The organism is Deltaproteobacteria bacterium (assembly GCA_020845895.1).
Lineage (GTDB): Bacteria > Lernaellota > Lernaellaia > JACKCT01 > JACKCT01 > JADLEX01.
In genome coordinates this window covers 1-18,432 of sequence record JADLEX010000040.1, presented here as the reverse complement: position 1 = coordinate 18,432, position 18,432 = coordinate 1, and the positions used below count along the sequence as shown (strand labels likewise).

At 62.8% G+C, this 18,432-nt stretch carries 15 protein-coding genes; 10 read left to right on the top strand and 5 right to left on the bottom strand.

The genetic code is table 11. The features are described 5' to 3' along the window. Positions 1 to 36 precede the first annotated feature (36 nt). The 8 genes from IT350_04905 to IT350_04870 are packed head-to-tail and all read left to right on the top strand — an operon-like array spanning position 37 to position 8,039. Positions 37 to 1,629 carry a hypothetical protein gene (locus IT350_04905; protein ID MCC6157370.1) on the top strand — a complete coding sequence of 531 codons (1,593 nt, stop codon included), beginning with the start codon at positions 37 to 39 and terminating at the stop codon, positions 1,627 to 1,629. Beyond that, positions 1,626 to 2,414, top strand: a complete 789-nt coding sequence (locus IT350_04900) for a transketolase (protein ID MCC6157369.1) — start codon at positions 1,626 to 1,628, stop codon at positions 2,412 to 2,414. The genes IT350_04905 and IT350_04900 overlap by 4 nt, the downstream gene beginning before the upstream one ends. Beyond that, the gene (locus IT350_04895; protein ID MCC6157368.1) at positions 2,411 to 3,352 is read left to right on the top strand and encodes a transketolase; all 942 of its coding nucleotides are present in this window, start codon (positions 2,411 to 2,413) and stop codon (positions 3,350 to 3,352) included. The genes IT350_04900 and IT350_04895 overlap by 4 nt, the downstream gene beginning before the upstream one ends. Further along, positions 3,352 to 4,104 (top strand): glycosyltransferase family 2 protein, encoded by a 753-nt coding sequence (locus tag IT350_04890; GenBank protein MCC6157367.1) that lies wholly within the window; start codon positions 3,352 to 3,354, stop codon positions 4,102 to 4,104. The genes IT350_04895 and IT350_04890 overlap by 1 nt, the downstream gene beginning before the upstream one ends. Beyond that, positions 4,101 to 5,219 carry a DegT/DnrJ/EryC1/StrS family aminotransferase gene (locus IT350_04885; protein MCC6157366.1) on the top strand — a complete coding sequence of 373 codons (1,119 nt, stop codon included), beginning with the start codon at positions 4,101 to 4,103 and terminating at the stop codon, positions 5,217 to 5,219. Before IT350_04890 ends, IT350_04885 begins: the two co-directional genes overlap by 4 nt. A 13-nt stretch (positions 5,220 to 5,232) precedes the next feature. After that, positions 5,233 to 6,306, top strand: a complete 1,074-nt coding sequence (locus tag IT350_04880) for a radical SAM protein (protein MCC6157365.1) — start codon at positions 5,233 to 5,235, stop codon at positions 6,304 to 6,306. Between the two features lie 12 nt (positions 6,307 to 6,318). Beyond that, positions 6,319 to 7,011 (top strand): class I SAM-dependent methyltransferase, encoded by a 693-nt coding sequence (locus tag IT350_04875; protein ID MCC6157364.1) that lies wholly within the window; start codon positions 6,319 to 6,321, stop codon positions 7,009 to 7,011. Continuing rightward, positions 7,008 to 8,039, top strand: a complete 1,032-nt coding sequence (locus tag IT350_04870) for a radical SAM protein (protein MCC6157363.1) — start codon at positions 7,008 to 7,010, stop codon at positions 8,037 to 8,039. The genes IT350_04875 and IT350_04870 overlap by 4 nt, the downstream gene beginning before the upstream one ends. 3 nt (positions 8,040 to 8,042) lie before the next feature. Here the strand turns inward: IT350_04870 and IT350_04865 are convergent, their stop codons facing one another. From IT350_04865 to IT350_04845, 5 genes are read right to left on the bottom strand one after another with little or no spacing between them, the layout of a single operon-like run. Beyond that, positions 8,043 to 9,509 (bottom strand): B12-binding domain-containing radical SAM protein, encoded by a 1,467-nt coding sequence (locus IT350_04865; GenBank protein ID MCC6157362.1) that lies wholly within the window; start codon positions 9,507 to 9,509, stop codon positions 8,043 to 8,045. Continuing rightward, positions 9,506 to 10,579 (bottom strand): radical SAM protein, encoded by a 1,074-nt coding sequence (locus IT350_04860; GenBank protein ID MCC6157361.1) that lies wholly within the window; start codon positions 10,577 to 10,579, stop codon positions 9,506 to 9,508. The genes IT350_04865 and IT350_04860 overlap by 4 nt, the downstream gene beginning before the upstream one ends. Further along, the gene (locus tag IT350_04855; GenBank protein MCC6157360.1) at positions 10,576 to 11,643 is read right to left on the bottom strand and encodes a radical SAM protein; all 1,068 of its coding nucleotides are present in this window, start codon (positions 11,641 to 11,643) and stop codon (positions 10,576 to 10,578) included. The genes IT350_04860 and IT350_04855 overlap by 4 nt, the downstream gene beginning before the upstream one ends. Next, positions 11,628 to 12,956 carry a radical SAM protein gene (locus tag IT350_04850; protein ID MCC6157359.1) on the bottom strand — a complete coding sequence of 443 codons (1,329 nt, stop codon included), beginning with the start codon at positions 12,954 to 12,956 and terminating at the stop codon, positions 11,628 to 11,630. The genes IT350_04855 and IT350_04850 overlap by 16 nt, the downstream gene beginning before the upstream one ends. Continuing rightward, positions 12,953 to 14,419 (bottom strand): B12-binding domain-containing radical SAM protein, encoded by a 1,467-nt coding sequence (locus IT350_04845; GenBank protein MCC6157358.1) that lies wholly within the window; start codon positions 14,417 to 14,419, stop codon positions 12,953 to 12,955. Before IT350_04845 ends, IT350_04850 begins: the two co-directional genes overlap by 4 nt. Before the next feature lie 227 nt (positions 14,420 to 14,646). Here IT350_04845 and IT350_04840 point away from each other — a divergent pair, with 227 nt between their 5' ends. Both IT350_04840 and IT350_04835 read left to right on the top strand, forming a co-directional pair. Continuing rightward, a complete protein-coding gene (locus IT350_04840) occupies positions 14,647 to 16,548 on the top strand; it encodes a hypothetical protein (GenBank protein ID MCC6157357.1) in 1,902 nt (633 codons plus the stop codon). Between the two features lie 116 nt (positions 16,549 to 16,664). Beyond that, positions 16,665 to 18,107 carry a glycosyltransferase family 39 protein gene (locus IT350_04835; GenBank protein ID MCC6157356.1) on the top strand — a complete coding sequence of 481 codons (1,443 nt, stop codon included), beginning with the start codon at positions 16,665 to 16,667 and terminating at the stop codon, positions 18,105 to 18,107. Positions 18,108 to 18,432: the final 325 nt, after the last annotated feature.

The following is an 18,432-nucleotide window of genomic DNA, read 5'->3' as shown; positions in this document are numbered from 1 at the left end:
AGGCGACCGGTTCCGATTCGCCTCGGGGGACGCGTGTTGACGGGGGACGGAAAGCGAAGGCTGACCCGCCTCTCGCTCACGTTGCTGCTCTGGGTCGTCCCGGTTTTGCCGTGCTACCTCGGACTCGTCGCGATCAAGTATCCTTACGCCCGGGTGCTTTGCGGCGCTCTGGCCGTCGCCTGCGTGTTCTTCGCCGCGAGTTGCTTCTCCACGCGCGACGGTTGGAAAGTCGTACTTCCGTTCGTCGTGATGATCGTTCTGGCGTGGGGGCCCGTCATCGCGATCGCCTCGTGGCTGCGGCGATTCTTTCCCGGGGTCGAAATCGTGTTTCCCGTCGTCGCCGTTTCGCTCCTGATTTCGGGACGGCTGATTCGCAGTGGCGCCGGGTGGATGATCGACGGCGCCATCTGTCTCGCCGCATTCCTCGTGTCGCATGGATGTTTTCACGAGTTCTCTTGGTCGCTGATGTCCGTCGTGGCCCTGCTGCTGGCCACCGCATTGGGACTTCACCGGATTCTCGAAAACGCGCGCTCGTCACCGGCGCCGAGGTGGGCGCACCTCTCGATCATCGCGGGTCTGGGCGTGATCGGGACGTTGAGCATTCATTCGTATTCGGCGTCCCACCCCGAGGCGGCCGCCGAGATCGCTTCGCAGCCGGGCGTACGGCAACTCGCTTCCTTCGACCGACAGGATATCAATTTTTTCATCGACGACGGCGCGGGCAATGGTTGGCGCTTTTATCACCACATTGCGGACTTTTGTGCTTATCGGGCCGGCCGATCGGACGCCTGTCGGTCGGAAACGTATCGACCGTCGGACGAAGCCGTTTGGGATGCGGGCCGGCGCGCTTACTGGTTCTTTTCGGGTCCCAAGCTTTGGTTGATGCGAACGGCGGATGCGCAACCGGAGTTCGTGGCATCGTTCGAGCCGGAGTTTCGGCGAATGAATCCCACGTTCGCCGGCGGGAACATTCGTGGTTTTCCGGCCGGGAATCCGACGAAATTCCTGGCTCAGTTCGACGAGGCGTCCGGCGTCGTCTATTTCGATCTGGAACAACGCAGCGCCAAGGCGATCGAAGTCGGAAATCGAAACACCGACTGCATCTGGTCTCCGGATGGGAATTCCATCGTATTCTTGGGCTCGAACAAGGCGAGTCTGCGCCCGCTTCGAGGAAAGTTGACGAAGACGGATCTGGATGGTCGGGTCCTGCGGGAACGATACATCGACGACGTGGTTTCCTATATCACGCAGACGGATCGGTCCTATTTCTATATCAGCTATTATTCGCGGCATCGCGTGGAAAAGGTGTCGTATGATTCGCTGGAGACGATCGACTCCGTCGAAACCGATCGCTACCCGCGCTCCGCTTATCACGATTCCGCGCGTGATCTTCTCATCGTTCCGAGTTTTCTGGACGGAACCCTGGCGTTCCATCGGTCGGAACGACTGGAATTCCTGGCCCGGATCCGAATCGGAACGAGAGTCCGGGCCGTCACCCGATCGTTGAACGACGGCGAGATTCTGATCGCATCGTCCGCCGGTCAGTTCGCGGTCGATGTCGACGAGGTGCTGCGTCAGTCCGCGCAACCGGACCGACCTGGCGCGGTTGAGGCGGGAGAGCCCCTGTGACGTCGAATTCTCGCGATGCGGCGAAGTTCATTCGGGATCGCATCCTCGAGATGCACCGCATCGGTCCCAACGTCGGATCGGCGCTCTCGATCGCGGATATCGTCGCCGTTCTGCAATTCGCCGTCATGACCGGTGTCGGAAACGTCGGAGGCGATCGGTTGATCCTGAGCAAAGGGCATGGCGTGTCGGCGCTTTATGCCGCGCTCGCTCTTCGCGGGACGATTCCGGCCCGGCAGCTCGAAAACTACATGAAAGACGCGGGCTTGCCCGGCCATCCGACGGTCGGCACCGCGCCCGGCATCGAGTGGACGACGGGATCGCTGGGTCACGGTCTCGCCGTGGGAGCGGGGATCGCGTGGGCGATGACGAGGCGGGGGGAATCGGGCCGCGTCTTCGTCGTGCTCGGTGACGGGGAGTGTGGGGAAGGCACGGTCTGGGAGGCCGCGGCGCTGGCGGGACGGATGCGCATGGCGAATCTGGTCGCCGTCGTGGACGCCAACGGTTGGCAGGGGTACGACCGCGTCGCGAACGTGCTGCCGGGCGATTTCATCCATCGCGCGTTCGAGGCGGCGGCATGGACCGTGACACAGTGCGATGGCCACGACCACGCCGCGCTCACGTCCGCGTTCGAGGCGAACGCCGACGATTCGCCGAGGGTGGTTATCGCGCGCACGATCAAAGGTCGTGGAGTGCCCGAGCTCGAGGATCGGCTGGAATCACATTACTTTTCGATCACCCCCGCCATGTTGGACGCGCTCCGAATGGATAAGGATAAATCGTCGTGAGGACCGCGTTCGTCCGCGCATTTGAGCGACTGGCCGCGGCCGATCCGCGCTGGGTCCTGCTATCCGCGGATACCGGCTTTCGCGTGTTCGACGAATTCCGTGCGGAGCGACCCGGCCAATTCCTAAACGTCGGCGTTTCGGAGCAGGCCGCGATCGGCTTCGCAGCGGGCATGGCGTCGGAGGGCTTTCGCCCCGTGCTTTACGGCATCGTACCGTTCGTCACCGCCAGGTGTCTGGAGCAGATCCGCATCGATATCTGTCTGCACCATTTGCCCGTTCTGATCGTCGGCGTCGGCGCGGGTGTGACCTATGGCGCGGAAGGTCCGACGCACTACTCGCTGCACGACGTGGGGGCGATGTCCGCTTTGCCGGGAATGACCGTGCTCGCCCCCGGCGACCCGTTCGAGGTCGAGTCCCTGATGCACGCCATCGCCACGCATGACGGACCGGCGTATCTTCGACTCGCGAAGTCGGGCGAGCCGAGCGTGCACGAACGGACTCCCGAGGCGCTTCGAATCGGCGGACTGATTCGCATTCGCGAGGGAGAGAAGATCGCGTTGATCGGGACCGGACACATGGTGAAGACGGCCTTGGGTGCGTGTGAGCGACTCTCCGAGCGAGGGATTTCGGTCTCGTGTTTCAGCGCGCCGACGCCGAAGCCGATCGACCGGGATGCCGTCGCCGCAATCGCGTCGACGCACGCCATCATCGCAACGATCGAGGAACACGGCCCGTATGGAGGGCTTCACGCCATTGTCAGTCAGATCGTTGCCGAGTCGGGCATATCGTGCCGCGTCGTTCGTTTCTCGATGCCGGATGAGGCGAACCTTGGGATCGGGTCGGGTCCATGTCTGCGTGCGAGGCACGGCCTCGACGCCGAGTCCGTCGCGGAACGAATCGCCCGGATCGCGACCGACGCACGGCCGGTGAAAGCATGATGAACACGGCGAGAACGTCGATTTCGATCATCGTACCCGCGTTCAACGAGGAATCGAACGTCGGGGCGGCGGTGGAGACCGCCCGCGACGCGGCGTCGCGATGGTTCGACGATGTCGAGATCATCGTCGTGAACGACGGGAGTTCCGACCGCACCGGCGTCGTGATCGACGAACTGGCGCATCGGCTTCCCGGTGTGCGCGCGGTCCACCACGCTTCGCCGAGCGGTCTCGGCGGCGCGTTTCGGACGGGACTTCAGTTGGCGTCGATGAACTACGTGATGCGCGCGAACGGCTGCAACGACATGACCGAGTCGTCGCTCGACATCATTTTCGGCGCGGCTGAAGGGTCTGGAATTGTCATTCCCTTTACCGTCAATACGCGGGAGCGCTCCGCGTTTCGCCGCGTGATCTCCCGGATGTTCACGTTCATCATGAGCGCACTCTTCGGATACCGCCTTCGGTACTTCAACCACTCGGTCCTCATGCCGACGCACCTCGCGCGCGAGGCCGTCGACGGTTCGTCGAGTTACGCGTTTCAGGCCGCGATGCTCGTGCGTCTGCTTGATCGCGGTACGCCATTCGTCGAAGTCGGCGCCCTGGATCGCTTCGATCCGCGAAAACGCACCAAGGCGTTTCGCTGGGCGAATCTTGTCGGCGTGATTCGCGACATCGCGCGGCTGTACGTGCGTGAACGGCTCCATCGACGGCTGCGCGGAGACGGCGTGTGGGGTGCTTCGCGGCTGGCGACATGACGGTCGGCATTCGGCGCACAATTCCCTGGTGGTGGATCGATCTGGGACGCGAGGTCGCGGACGCAGCGCGGGATGCCGTCCTTTCGCGTCATGTATCCACGGGGCCTATCGTCGCAAGGCTTGAATCGGCGCTCGCGACATGGCTCGGCGTCCCCCACGTCGTGGCGGTCGGCAGCGGCGCGGCGGCTCTGACGACGGCCCTGCTCGCGCTCGGCGTCGGGCGTGGCGACGAGGTGATCGTGCCGGGATACACCTTCGTGGCGACGGCCAATGCGGTGCTCCTTGCCGGGGCGTCGCCGATCGTCGTGGATGTCGAATCGGGCGGTCGCTCGACCATCGCCCCGCGCGCGGTGAACCGCGCCATCACCGATCGAACGCGCGCGATCATCGCGGTGCATCCCAACGGGCGCTCCGCGAAAATGACGGAACTCGCCGGGATCGCGAAAACCCACGGAATCTCATTGGTCGAAGACGCCGCACAGGCGATGGGCTCGCAGGCCGCCGGGCAATATCTCGGGACGACCGGCGAAATCGGGTGCTTTTCGATGAGCATGACGAAGCTGATCGTGACGGGCGAGGGCGGTTTCTGCGCGACGAGCGACCCCGTGTTGGCTGAAGCGATGCGGCGGATTCGCAATCACGGCGCGACGAAGGTGTCGACCGGGCGTTTTCCGTTGTTCGGGTTCAACTTCCGGCTCACGGATGTCCAGGCGGCCATGGCGCTCGCGCAGGTCGACCGGATCGAATTGCGGAAAGAAGCCCTGTTGGCGCTCCATCGTCGTTACCGGATCGAAATGAAAGGGCTGACGTCGGTTTGCCTTCGCCGACCCAAGCTGGAGCGCGGCGAGTTGCCCATGTGGATCGAAGCCGAGTGCGAGCGCCGTGACGAATTGATCCGGCACCTGCGTCGGCGGGGGATTCAGGCGAAGCCGCTAGACCCTCCGCTCGACCGGATATCCCATCTGAAAGTGATGAATCCGTTGCCGAACGCGCGGCGTTTCGCGGAAACCGGGCTTATACTCCCCAGCGGACCCGACCGTACGGACGAGGAACTGGAGCGCGTGTTTCGTGCGCTTCGGGAGTTCGACGCGGCGGCCGCTCGGCGTGGCGATTGATGGCGGAGACGGCGTGAATCACTATTCGGCCCTGAAGTTTTTCCACTTCCCGGACAAGGTGCGGGACTGGCTGGCCGATCGCGTCACGCCGCCGATTCACGTGCGTCTCAAACCCACGAACCGCTGCAATCACGACTGCGCGTACTGCTGTTATCGAAACCCCGATCTCCCGATGTCGGAGCTGTTTCGCGAGCCCGACGAGATTCCGTGGCCGCGGATGGAATGTCTGCTGGATGAACTCGCCGAGGCCGGAGTGCGCTCGGTGACGTTCTCAGGTGGCGGCGATCCGCTCTGCTATCCGCGCATCGTCGACGCGGTGGAGCGGCTCGCGAGCCTCGGCGTGAGCGTCGCGTTGCTCACCAACGGCAGCGCGCTCGGCGGCGACATCGCCGATGTTCTCGGTCGCCGCGCAACGTGGGTGCGTGTCTCCATGGACGCGGGAGATCCCGCGACCTACGCAAAGACCCGGCGCATCGGGCTTGGCGTATTCGACCACGTGTGCGAGAACCTCGAACGGTTCGCGCGGACGAAGAGTCCCTCGTGCGAGCTCGGCATCAACTTCGTCGCGACTCGGGAGAATGCCGGAGAGCTGTACGACTTTCTCGCGCGGATGAAGCGCATCGGCGTCGCGCACGTGAAGGTCTCCGAGGCGGTGGTCAGCAGGGACGACGCAGCGAACGCGGCGTATCTGGACGAATTCGTCCGGGTGCTTCGTGAGCAGGTCGATCGGGCAAAACGCGATCTCGGGCCGGACGGGTTTGCGATCGTCGATCGCATCGGAACCCATGGGCAGGGGCCGGCGTTCCATACGACGCAGTCGACATGCCCCATGGTCCACTGGCTGGTCGCCATCGGCGCCGATCTCAACGTGTACACCTGTCAGGACAAGGCGTACACGACGTCCGGGCTGATCGGGAGCTTGCGCGACCGCTCGTTCGTCGATCTGTGGCGCGATACCGGCACCCATCGTCGCATCCTGTCGCACAATCCCGGCGTCGATTGTCGCCACCACTGCGCGCAGGACGCGAAGATCGCCACGCTCGTCGATTTCCGCGGCGCGGGGCATGCGCACACGGAATTCGTGTAGGATCGCCCAAACATGGCACGTCTCGACTTCATCACGGCGCTTCACACGCAGACGCGGCGCGACTATCGCGAGCGCGTGGCCGTGCACGACAAGGCCGAGTGCGCGCGTGTCGCCAAGCGTTTCGACGCCGACTACTGGGACGGCGCCCGCAGGTTCGGCTACGGCGGGTTTCGCGATGACGGGCGGTGGCAGGGCGTCGCGCGGCGGATCGCCAACCATTACGGTCTTCACGCCGGGCAAGCGGTGCTCGACATCGGCTGCGGAAAGGCGTTTCTGCTGAACGAACTCGCGACCGCGGTGCCGGGTCTCGTCGTACGAGGACTCGACATTTCGCGATACGCGATCGAGCACGCGCCGGAGCATGTGCGGGAATTTCTCGACGAGGGGACCGCGACGAATCTGCCGTATTCCGATTCGTCCTTCGATCTCGTGCTGTCGATCAACACTCTGCACAACCTCGGTATCCGCGATCTGGAAACGGCGTTCCGGGAGATCCGACGCGTGGGGCGCGGCGCGGCATTCATTGTCGTGGAGTCCTGGCGCGACGAGCGCGAAAAAGCAAACCTGCTCGCCTGGCAACTCACGTGCGAGAGCCTGTTTTCCGTGGACGGATGGGAGTGGATCTTCGAGCGGTTCGGTTACACCGGAGACCACGAATTCATTTTTTTCGCCGGCGATGCGCCCGACTCGGAGAATGGATCGTGAAGGCCGCGGACTACGCCCACTTTCTCGAACACACGCTTCGCCTTCGATGGTCAAAGACGCACCGCGCCCCGCTGACGATGAATCTTCAGCTCACATACCGGTGCCCGAATCATTGCCTCTATTGCTCGTACGACCGGGCGCGACCGGATCGACTGACGCTCGATGTCCTGCGCGACGTCGCCCGGGAAGCCTGGCTGGTCGGCGGGCGGCGCATCAACCTGACGGGTGGCGAACCGCTTCTGCGCGACGATTTTCCCGAGATCGTGTCGATGCTCAAACGGATGGGATTCTTTATCAGCGTCGCGATGAGCGGGTATGCCGCCGCGCGCTACGCCGACGCGCTCGCCGCGTGCGACCGCGTCATGCTGTCGTTCGATGGTCCCGACGAGGTGCGGACCGCGCTGCGGGGCGAGCGTTCAATGCGCGAATCGCGAGAGGCGGTCGACGTATTTCGCGATCGGCGCATCGCCTTTTGGACCACCACGGTGCTCTGTCGCCGGAACCTGGATCAGATCGATTGGATCGTCGATCGCGCGCGGCGGAACGGCTCGATGGCCAACTGCGTCCTCCTTCACACGCAGACCGATGAGGGCGTACGCTTTCATCCGTCTCCCGATGACGTCGGCGATCTCATGCCCGAACCGACGGACCTTCGTCGCGCTCTCCGGCGAATCATCGACCTGAAGAAGAGCGGAGCGCCGGTGGGATCGTCGATGGCGTATCTCGAGGAACTCGCGGCGTGGCGCGATTACACACATGTCACGAGCGCGGAATCCTCATCGCGATATCGCTGCGTCGCGGCGCGCGCGTCGTGTGAACTCACGGCCGACGGCACGCTCTACGGTTGCGGTTGGCACCGCGCCACGCACGACGGCATCTCGATCTTCGACGGCGGATTCGCCGCGGCGTTCGCATCGCTGCCGTTGCTTGAGGGTTGCAACTCGTGCGCGAGTTCGTGCTGGCTCGAATCGAACCTGATCTTCAACCTTCACCCCGGGACGGTCTGGAACTGGATGAAGGCGCTGTGAGGTTCAGGACGCGTTGAAGACGAGGCGGAAGAGCGAATACTCGGGCATAAGGCGCATCCAGTTGCGGCGAAGCCTCATGGCGGCGATGGGCCGATAGATGCGTGCGAGCAGCCGCACGATCGCGTTGGTGTTGTAGATCTCGCTCTTGCGATCGAAGAACATCGTCAAGAAAAACAGCTGGCTGATCCGCTTCTTTCCGCGTCGCGTCTGCCACGGCACGTCGGCGCCGTCGGAGTGGAAATTCTTCCAGCCTTCCAGCGATCGCGGCGGTTCGAAACCCGCTTCGAGCGCGGTGGCGAACAGTTCCGTGCCGGGGTAGGGGACCACGCGGTAGAACGGCGAGAATAGCGCCTTGGGATTCTCGTCCCGCAGCCGCATCACGTAGTCGCGTGTCGCATCGAGGTCGGCGGTCGTCTCGCCCGGGAACCCCACCATGATGTTGTACCACGGCACGATGCCGACCTCGCCGAGCATGCGGTTCATGTTTCGAACCGCGTCGAGATCGATGCGTTTGCGAATGATTTTGTGCATGGAAGTGGAGGCCGATTCGAGACCCATGTCGAGACGCTCGCAGCCGCTTCGCGCGAGCAGGCGAAAGTCGTCGATCTTGAGGTGCGACACGACCTGGATATGCGCACCCTGCACCTGATACGACCACGGCGATCCGCGCTCGATCAGGCCCTCGCTGATGACGCGCATGCGCTTCACTTCGCCGAAGTAGTTGTCGTCGACGAGCGACAGATGGCGAATGACGGGCCAACGCCTGCGCAGGCCGTCGAATCGTTCGAGCACCCGGGACGCCGACTGCGGTCGCCAGCGTCGCAGGTGGAAGCCGGACACGTAGCAATACGTGCACCGCGAAAAGCACCCGCGCGAGGTCTCGACGTAGAGCGTCGGCTTGCCTTGCGAGTAGAAGTACGGCTCTTCGCCCATCAACTCGTAGGGCACTTCGGGCAGGTCGTCGAGGTTGACGAAGGGGCGGTCCTCGTTGTGAACGATCTGCCCGTCGCGCCGGTGGCTGAGCCCGCGGATGCCCGTCACGTCTTTCCCGGCAGACAGCGCGGCGACGAGTTCTTCGAAGGTGTCCTCGCCCTCGCCGCGCACGACGTAATCGACGGACGGCTCGCCGAGCACCTGATCGGGGAAAAGCGTCGCATGCACCCCGCCCCAGACCACGGAAACGTCCGAGACCGATCGCACGTAGCGAACGACCTCGAGCGTGGACAGGATCTGATTTCCGGTTACCGACGTCACGCCGACGCAGATCGGTTTTCGCGCGAGATGCCCCGCCAGAATCTTTCGCCACCCTCGACGGTCATAGCGCACGTCCACCAGCGCGACCTTCGTCCGCCGCGCCACGCGCGACGCGGCGGCGAGCAGGGGCAGCGGCGGCGTCGGCCGCGTCTTCGCCCGATCGAGGATGTTCGTTTCGGGCTGAACGAGAACGACGAGGTCTTCCATCGACGTCACGCCTCCGCGCCCGCGCGCGGACGCACGGAGACAAACTCGACGCGCGCGGTCTTCGGCACCGTGGCGGTGTTCTTCAGGTCGTCCAGTCGATGCGGTTCCTCGGCGGCGAGGCATCCCTTGCGGCAGGTGCCGAATCCGGCCTCGCTGCCCATGCGGTGATAGATCGCCTCGAGTCCATGAACGACGACGTTTCCGTAGTTTCGGTGGACCGCGCCGCAGGGCAGCACGTCGCCGTAGGGCGTGAGGTAGAGCTTCTCGATCCCGGCGGGACAGCCCTCGCTCACCCAGTTCGACGAACCTTCCCATCGCACCCACGAGTGCCGGAGCATCCTTTTGTACGCTTCGTAAGCATCCGGAGTGAGGTGCACGTCCTTTCCTTCCCAACCGCCGACGGCGTAGGGCAGGTTGAGCGTGAGCATGCAGCCGAGTTCCTTCACGAGCTTCGCGAGATCGTCGAGATGCCCTTCCCGCGCGAGGTCGCTTCGCACCACGGCGTTGAGCCACACGTCGATACCGAGCGATTTCGCGTTATCGACCGCGGCGAGCACACGATCGTACGACCCCGTCTTCTTGCGGAATCCGTCATGGATCGCGGCGGTCGGGCCGTCGAGCGACATGGTCATCATCGACAGGCCGCGCCGTCGCAGGTCGCTCAGCCGGTCCATGGTCAGGATGTATCCGTTGCTGGCCAGGCTCACGAAAAGCCCGCGAATCGACGCGGTGCGCTCGATGATCTCGGGCAGGTCGGGCCGCAGCAGCGCCTCGCCGCCGGTGTAGTTTATGAAGATGCCGCCGAGGCGCTCGATGGCGCGCGCGGTTTCGACAATCTGGTCCGCGGTGAGTTCCTCGCGGTCGCCGATCAGGTTGTCGCGAAGGCAATGGCTGCACGTGAAGTTGCAGTGATAGGTCACGGCGAATTCGACGCCGCGCAGCACGCGCTCGCCGCGACGGGCTCGCAGCGTGTTACGCGCCATCTTCGGGATCAGGTTGCGAAAGCGCCACGCGTAGCGAAGGTTCTTCGCCCGCCACGTGTCGTGCAGTCCGCCCGCCGTTTCGGCCATGCCGCTCATGCGCTCACGGTCTCCGTCACACCATCGGCGCAAAGCGCCGGGGATGTGCTGATCTGCTCGATCGACACGGGGTGAATCTCCGCCGTCTTGAGCGGCGAAAGGTATTGAACGAAAAACGTCGGATTCTCGGCGACGGGACAGCCCTCCTGGACCTCGTGGAAAGGTTCGGTGCCCGTCATCTCGTTCCAGATGTCATTCACCGGGCGCTGAAGCACATTGCCGAAGGTCACGTGGATGAACGGGCAGGGCATCACCTCGCCGTAGGGGCTGATGTAGAGCTTCTCAATCCCCGCGGGGCAGCCTTCCTTGTGGTAGTTGGAGTGTCCCTCCCACCGGACATGCTCGCGTTCCATCAGCTCGCGATGGAGGACCTTGAGTTCCGGCGCGACGCCGACCGGCTGCTCGTGCCACGCGCCAACGGGGCACGAGAAGTTGATCGTGAGCGTCACGCCCCATTCCTCGGCTTGGTCCACAAGGCGAAGCATGTCGCCGTTGATCGCGTTCTCGTCGGTGAGGATCGTGCACCAGAACACGTCGATGTCGCGCTCCTGAAAGAGGCGCGTCGCGTTCATGACCTTGTCGTAGCTGCCGGGATGCCGGCGTGAACGGTCGTGCGTTTCCGCATCCGCCGAATCGAGCGAGATGGTGACGATTCGCACGCCCCAATCGCGCAGGTCGTCGGCGATCTTTGCGTCGACCATCGTGGCGGCGGTCGCCACCGATACGACGGTCGATTTCGGCCGGGCCGCGAGGACGAGTTCCCGCAGGTCGGGGCGAAGGATCGCCTCGCCGCCCGTGAAATTGATGTTCATCACTCCCATGCCGTGCAACTCGTCGAGAACGCGTGAAATCTGCGCGGTGTCCAGCAGCGGCCGTCGCTTCTGGCCGAGGAACTCGACCGAGCAGTGAGCGCACTGGCACTGGCAGACGTAATTGACCGCGAACTCGACAGCGCGCAGGCGCTTCTGGCCCAGCACCATCATCCGGAAATAGTTCTCGGCCGCCCGGGGGATGATGCCCGGGTATCGGACAGGATATTTGAGGTGCTTCAGGATGCGACCCATGCGTCTGCCCCTTTCCGGCGAAAACGCCGAACGACGATGGCGGCGAGGGATACGAGACTCCCGGAACGAACCGAGGAGCGAATGGCGGACCACCACGATCGTGGATCGCGGTAGAAGTCCCGATGGGCGGAGCGTGTATGAATGCCGACCCGCGAATCGGTCGGCACGCCCGCAAAAAAATCGACCCCCTTCGCCAGCGCCGTGCCGGGTCGGGGAGTGAACGCATTAAACGACGCGTAGGCGAGACCGGCGCCCTTGGCCCATCGGAGCGTTCGGCGAAAACCGATCTCATCGTCGCCGGGGAGTCCGAAGACGAAGTGCGCGCCGTACGCGACACCCGCGTCGCGCAGCCGCGCGACGCCTTCGTTGACCGCATCGAGATTCGCCGCGGGCTTGTTCGCGCCCAGCACCGCGTCGTTCGCGGTTTCGATGCCGATTTGAGCCATGCGGCACCCGGTCTCGCGCAGGAGCGCCGCGAGCTCGACGTCGATCTTCTCGCCGCGGAAAAACCCCGTCCACGTGAACCGGTAGCCGCGACGACGCCATTCGCCCAGCAGTCGTTTGGCGCGTGGGGCATCCGCGTTGAACGAGAAATCCTTGACGTAGATCGAACGAAAACCCTGCCGTTCAAGCTCGTCCAGTTCGCGGAACAACCCGTCGTCGTCGCGCTGCGCGAAACCGATGGACCCCGAGTTGCAAAACGTGCACGCGTACGGGCAGCCGTAGGCCGTCAGAATCGACGCGAACGGCCGGGTGAGAAACGGCATTCGATACGCGTTGTTCGTGAAGAGGTCGTGCCGCGGCATGGGGTAGTCGAACCGCCCGCGCTTTCGCTCAACGGCGGCATGCGTGCGCGTGGCGAGTCCGGCGGACGCCGCCGATCCGTGGACAACGGCGTCGCACAACCCGGACGCGGTGAAGTCGGTGACGGCGCCAAACGCGTTCGGAAGCCGTTCGAGCGCTTCGCGCGCGTGGAACTGCGGCCAATCCCCACCGATGACGAGTGTGGCGTCCGTGACGCGCGTGAGCCGCTCCGCAAATGCGAGGTCGTCGCCGAGCGCCACCGATCCCACCAGCGCGTAAATCAGCGACGGACGCATGGAGGCGACGGCGGACAGCGTGCGTTCGACGCTCCAGCGCAGCGAGGACGCGTCCAGATGACGCAGTTCGAAGTGCGGATCGAGATAGCCGCTCTGGCAGATGAAATCGATGGACGGCCATGCGTAGCCGACCTTGCTGAACGATGAGCAGATATCGTCGCGCATGGTGACGCGCGCGCCGGGCGGATTGAGGAAGAGCGCGACGGGCTTCACGTCGTCCCCCAGCCGAGCACGTAGCGCCCGAAGACCTTCATCACGCCCGGAAACTGCCGAAACTTCGTGCGACGCATCAGGATCGAGAGCGGTCTTGCCCGCAGATAGAAGCGCAGGACCGCCCATCGCTGAAGCGATTTCCAGTTGATCGTCCAACGCTGGTGGTTGACGGGATGCACGGTGAAAAAATTGAGGGCGGAAAGGTCGTCCTCGCGGATGCCGTCGCCGTCGCGCGAGCCGGGGAGCGGAACGTGGAGCCCGAAGTGCGCGAGATCGAGCCCCATCGACACGGCATCGCGGACGGTGTGGCGAAACTCCTCGTCGGTGTCGCCCGGCAATCCCGCGATGAAGAGTCCCTGCACCTCGAGTCCGGCCTTCTTGGCCATGGACACGACCGACCGAACACGTTCATTCGGCAGGTATTTTCGCTCGGTGGGCATCAGGTCGGGCGATGTCGTCTCGATGCCGAGCGAAATCTGATACATGCCCGCCCGCTTCATGAGGCTCAGCAATTCCCGATCGAGCGTGACGGTCATCAGGCCATTGGGACACTTGAGCCAAAGCCCGGGCTGTTCTCGGATGATCGCCTCGAACAGGCGCACGGCGTCGCCACGATGCAGCGTCAGGTTGTCGTCCTCGAAATGCAGTTCGCGGATTCCGAAGCGGCGGCGCAAAAAGTCGATTTCGGCGATCACGTCGTCGGCGCGCCGCCGGCGGATCTTCTTGCCGAACACGCGCGTGGTGGCGCAAAAAGAACAGTTCATCGGGCAGCCGCGCGTGGTCATGATCGGCGCGACCGGAAACGCCTTGACGAAGAGCTGGTGCGGAATCGGCGGGTAGCGGTCCGGCGCGAGCTGTTCCCACGCGGGCCACGGCAATGGATCGATTTCGCCGATCGGCTCGGGAGCAAGCCCCGTCCATCGCCCGCCGCGATTCGCGTACACGCCGGGAACGCGGCCGACGGGATCGTCGCCGCGCGCGAGATCCTCGAGAAAGCGCGGAAACGACGCCTCGGACTCGTGAACGAACGCGTAATCCGCGCCGAAATCGCGGACGGTCTTTTCCGGGTAACAAGTGACGTGGATGCCGCCCACGACGAAGGGCACGTCGGGCCGCGCCGCTCGAATGCGCGCGGCCGTGTATGCGGCGGTGTGCAGATTGGGCGTCGACACGGACAGCCCGATCAGGGCATGGCGAGCGCGGCGAAGGTACTCGTCGAACTGCCCCCACGACATGTGGCGGCGGCTCAGGTCGATGATCTCGACCTCGAAGCCCGAGCGCATCGCGACCGAGGCGAGATAGCCCACGCCGAGCGGCGGCATGACGGTGAGGCCGGGTGTCGGCGGATAGACGAGGAGGATTCTGCGATGGTCGATTCGCGGCACGACGGCGAGTTTCGGCCGTTTCGACGCGGAGGGCGCGGAAAAGGTCGGCGCGGCGTCGGTGGGCAGGGGGTCCAGCAAACGTCCATCTCCCGTGGTGCCGGTGCGTCCTCAAGGATACTCTTTTGCCGTCGAAACAAGCTAACGTAAAGCGAATGCGGGCAAAAGACGTCCCCATCACAAAAGAACAACGCGCGTCGTCGTCGCGCCGAATCAACAGGTCCCGGGTGGTCGCCATCCTGAATGTCGGGCGTTGTCGTCACCGGGGATCTTGGTTAGCGTGACCGGATCACGGAGATGGGACTCAGGTGACCGGCGGACCGCAGAACTCGCTCAATCGGCGTCGATGGACGTCCACCCTCGAATCGCGACCGGGCGCCTGGTGCGCGCTGTTTGTCATCTCCATCGTCCATACCGCGTCCGCACTCCGCATTTTTCAGCCATTCGCCGAATTTCTGCGTTCGCCGGATTTCCACGCCTTCGACTTCTGCGTGCTCGAGCAGCAGATCGAAACGGCGCGACTCGCGTTCGACGCGTCGGGTCGCCTTTGGGGATACGATCCCCGGTTTCTCGCGGGTTACATCGAGACCTTCCTGTGGAACAGCAACGTCGCGCTGCAGGTGCTGGGGATCGTCCTGAGGCCGTTGTCGCCGGGGTACGTCGTCAAGCTGGCGACCGTGCTGTCCGCGCTGGTGCTTCCGTCGATGTTCTACCTCGCATGGAGATGGTTCGGCGCGGATCGGCGTTCGTCACTCGTGGGCGCCGTCGTCGGGGTTGTCTGGTTCCGCGCCACGGAGGTCTTCGCGTTCTGGGCTACCGGAATGACGATGGCATTTCTCGTATTTCCCGTTTCCTTGGCGGGGATCGCCGCGCTAACCGCCTTGATTAGGGGAGACCGGCGAGGAATCTGGATCGTCGCAATCGCGCCGGCGGCCCTGTTGATCCACAAGACCGCAGTGGTCACGCTCGCGATTCCAGCCTTGGTCGTTGCAGCCCTGAACTTGGAACAACTTGGACGACGAGGGTTGTCGATCATCCTAAGTGCGGTGGTTGTCACGCTCGCGTTCAACGCCTTCTGGTTGTTTCCGCTAGTCGGATCGATCCCGAATGCGGCTTTCGATTCAGTTGGATCACACTGGGTTAACCACGATCCCTGGCCATTATTTCGGGATTTGACTGATGCGTCCGCCGCCTGGGGCCGCTTCGAACGACCGAACTGGGTGACCGCATTGGTCGCGAAGCATTTGGCGATTGTTTCCGGTGTTGTCGCTTGGAGGCTTCGGCGACGGATTGCGATGGCGCCAAAAGGCTACCTGCTCGCCGTCCTAATATTAGCAGTTGGATGTTATTCAGGAAATTTTCTACCGTTTCTGAGACCCCTCGATCCCAGCCGCTACCTCCCTTTCGTGGTACTCGCGGCGTTGATTCCCGGTGCCGACTTGCTGATGACCGCAGCGCGTTCAGAGCGAGCATGGCGGCTTGTAGCGGTCGCCGTATTAATCCTGCTCTTGGTTCCGAGTTCGCCGTCATCGACATTTCGGAAATCTCCGATACCAACCGGCTCACCCCCAGAACTCGAATCCCTGACGAATTGGATCAATGGCTTGCCGGGCGATGCGCGCGTCCATGTCGAAGGCTTTAGCGCGTTTCGTGACTTGCGACCCGATTGGCAATTGGAATTCGCGAGACTGCCTCACCTCCTGGCGCCAAGGGTCCGTCGTCCTATGCTCGGAGGGTTCTATGCAGAGTTCTTCAATACATATAACTTCTCCAATTTCGCGTCGGCGACTTGGCAAGGACGTCCATTGGATAAATGGAGCGACGATGATCTTGCTGAACAACTGCGGAAGTACGCAGTGGAATACGTCGTCACCTGGTCTGCGGACGCCGGCGAACAACTCGCGAATCGCGTAAGCGTTGTAGAAGAAATCACTGCGCCGCAACCGTTCCGAGGCTGGAGGGTGAAACATCCGGCGACATACTTCCTGAAAGGCGCTGGGCGCATCACCGCGTTTGGCATTGACCGCCTGGAGATCGAAGTCGACGAAACCGCTGACGACTTAGTCGTACTTTCCTTTCATTGGTCGCCGGGGCTTCGCGCTGAGGGAGCCGAAATCCAGTCCGTCGAAGCGAAACCGGACCCGATTCCTTTCATCGGCTTGCGTCACCCGAAGAATCACGTGTTGGTGACCAACGAGGCGGCATGGTGAACCCAAAACGCGAACAGATGAGAATTCACGAGCGTGCCCAAATTGGTTGCGCAGTCATTGAGGATTGCGACTCCATGATATACCGGGCTGGACTCGCATTATGCGTGATAGGCTCCATGGTGTGGCGCGTCACTCTGTTCAGGATATTTCTCCCGGTCGGTGTCGAAGCAGACGGTTTGGGGATGGCCGTACTGTTCTGGGATTCGAGTGTGCTCGCCTCGGAAATTCCGAATTGGTGGTTTCGAATCACCCGCGAAATCTCCGGAAACTGGCCACCGGGGTATCCCTTGGCCATCGCGTCTTTAAAGCCTTTGTTGGATGATCCCTTGATGGCGGGTCGGTATCTGAGCGCCTTCGCGTCCGGGGTGCTGACATTCGTGGTCGCTTATGCGTCAAAAACCGTTTCAGGACGACGCGACAGTTCGTTGTTGGCTGCGGGGCTGATGGCCACCGCGCCGCTCTCCGTGGCTTGGGATGTTCGGGTTCGTCCGGAGACCTTGTTTCAGGTGTTTTTCTTCGGTTCCATCGCATCCACGTATGTTTTTCTGATGAGGCGCGACTTAGTGGCCTTGCGAGTTCTGATTCTCTCAGCGGGAATCGCGTGCTGCATTAAATATGATGGATTCCTGCTCGTGCCCGGAATCATCGTCTCCCTTCGCATCGGCGAACGAGAAAAAGGACCTCTCGAACTCCTCGCCTGTCTCCCGTATTTCGCGGGATTCGCAATCGCGATCGCATGGGCTTGCGTGAGCCCGGAATACAGAATGGAATATTATACCGCGACTTCCGTGACGAAGTTGGCGTGGCAAGGCGTGCGTTGGGCTCCAACAACGATGGCCGCGTGGGCGGTCGCGTCATGGTGGCCCATCAGCCTGTTATCCGTAGTAGGGATCGGTGTGCTGACACGAATTCGAGCGGTCCGGTCAATTTCGCTGTATTCGGTCAGCATGTTGGGGTTGATTGCGGCAGCGATATGCATCAATCGAGACTGGAGCGCCCGTCACATCCTGATCGCGATACCCCTGACCATCACCTTGGCGAGCGTGGGCTTTCAGGTTCTTCCATGGAAGCGCGCGATTCGTTTTGCGATCATTCTCGCGTTATGGGCTGGCAGCGCGTACGTGTCGGCGGATTGGGTGGCGGCCGAAAAAGAGATATGGAACGAGACGATCGGTTCCGGTCGCACAATTGCGGAGATTCGACGGAGCAACCCCGAAGCCGTCGTCTGGACGGACGACACATATCTGACCCCATATTGGGCGCGTTCGGACTTGCAGCCCCTCAACGATCCTAGGTTGGTAAAAAGCGGCGATTATGTTCTGTTGCACGATGTGTACGGGCCGTTGAACCGGGGAACGAGTCTAGATGAGTTCCGCGAGGCAATCGGCGCCGCTGTCGCTGTCGCGGAATATTCTTCCTCTTTTCGACCTTTGGCGGGCGGTCTGATCGACCCCAGCCTACTTGCGGAGCGGGAATCCCTTGCGGATATAGGTCCAGCTCCGTTTTGGCATCGTGACGAATCCGTGACAGTGAGGGCTTTACTGCTGAGAAAGGATTGAAACACGCCTGTATACTGTCCCCCTCTGGCGGCGAGACAGTTGAAAGTTGGTAGAATTGAGCCGCCGCGTCCGGCGTCGCCCCTGAAAATCGCCTTAACTGATTGATATCGCTGGATAAAAAGTCGTTTTCGTGCTAGTTCTGTTTTCCGGGAATCGGGCATATCAACCTCCAAAACCCGGTGAAAGATGACGCCGAAACAAACCCCGCCGCTCTCGGATTTCGACCTCTACCGCAGCCACGTCAACCAGATCCGAAAACCAGCGCCACGAGCTGATTCCGCTCGGCAAGGCGATCGACTGGTCGATTTTCGACCGGGAGTTCGGC

What these genes read in the sequence shown, in the direction of transcription:
- IT350_04890 (MCC6157367.1), top strand. Translation starts at nt 3,352, where the DNA reads ATGAACACGGCGAGAACGTCGATTTCGATCATCGTACCCGCGTTCAAC.
- IT350_04885 (MCC6157366.1), top strand. Translation starts at nt 4,101, where the DNA reads ATGACGGTCGGCATTCGGCGCACAATTCCCTGGTGGTGGATCGATCTG.
- IT350_04875 (MCC6157364.1), top strand. Translation starts at nt 6,319, where the DNA reads ATGGCACGTCTCGACTTCATCACGGCGCTTCACACGCAGACGCGGCGC.
- IT350_04860 (MCC6157361.1), bottom strand. Translation starts at nt 10,579, where the DNA reads ATGAGCGGCATGGCCGAAACGGCGGGCGGACTGCACGACACGTGGCGG.
- IT350_04855 (MCC6157360.1), bottom strand. Translation starts at nt 11,643, where the DNA reads ATGGGTCGCATCCTGAAGCACCTCAAATATCCTGTCCGATACCCGGGC.
- IT350_04835 (MCC6157356.1), top strand. Translation starts at nt 16,665, where the DNA reads ATGGTGTGGCGCGTCACTCTGTTCAGGATATTTCTCCCGGTCGGTGTC.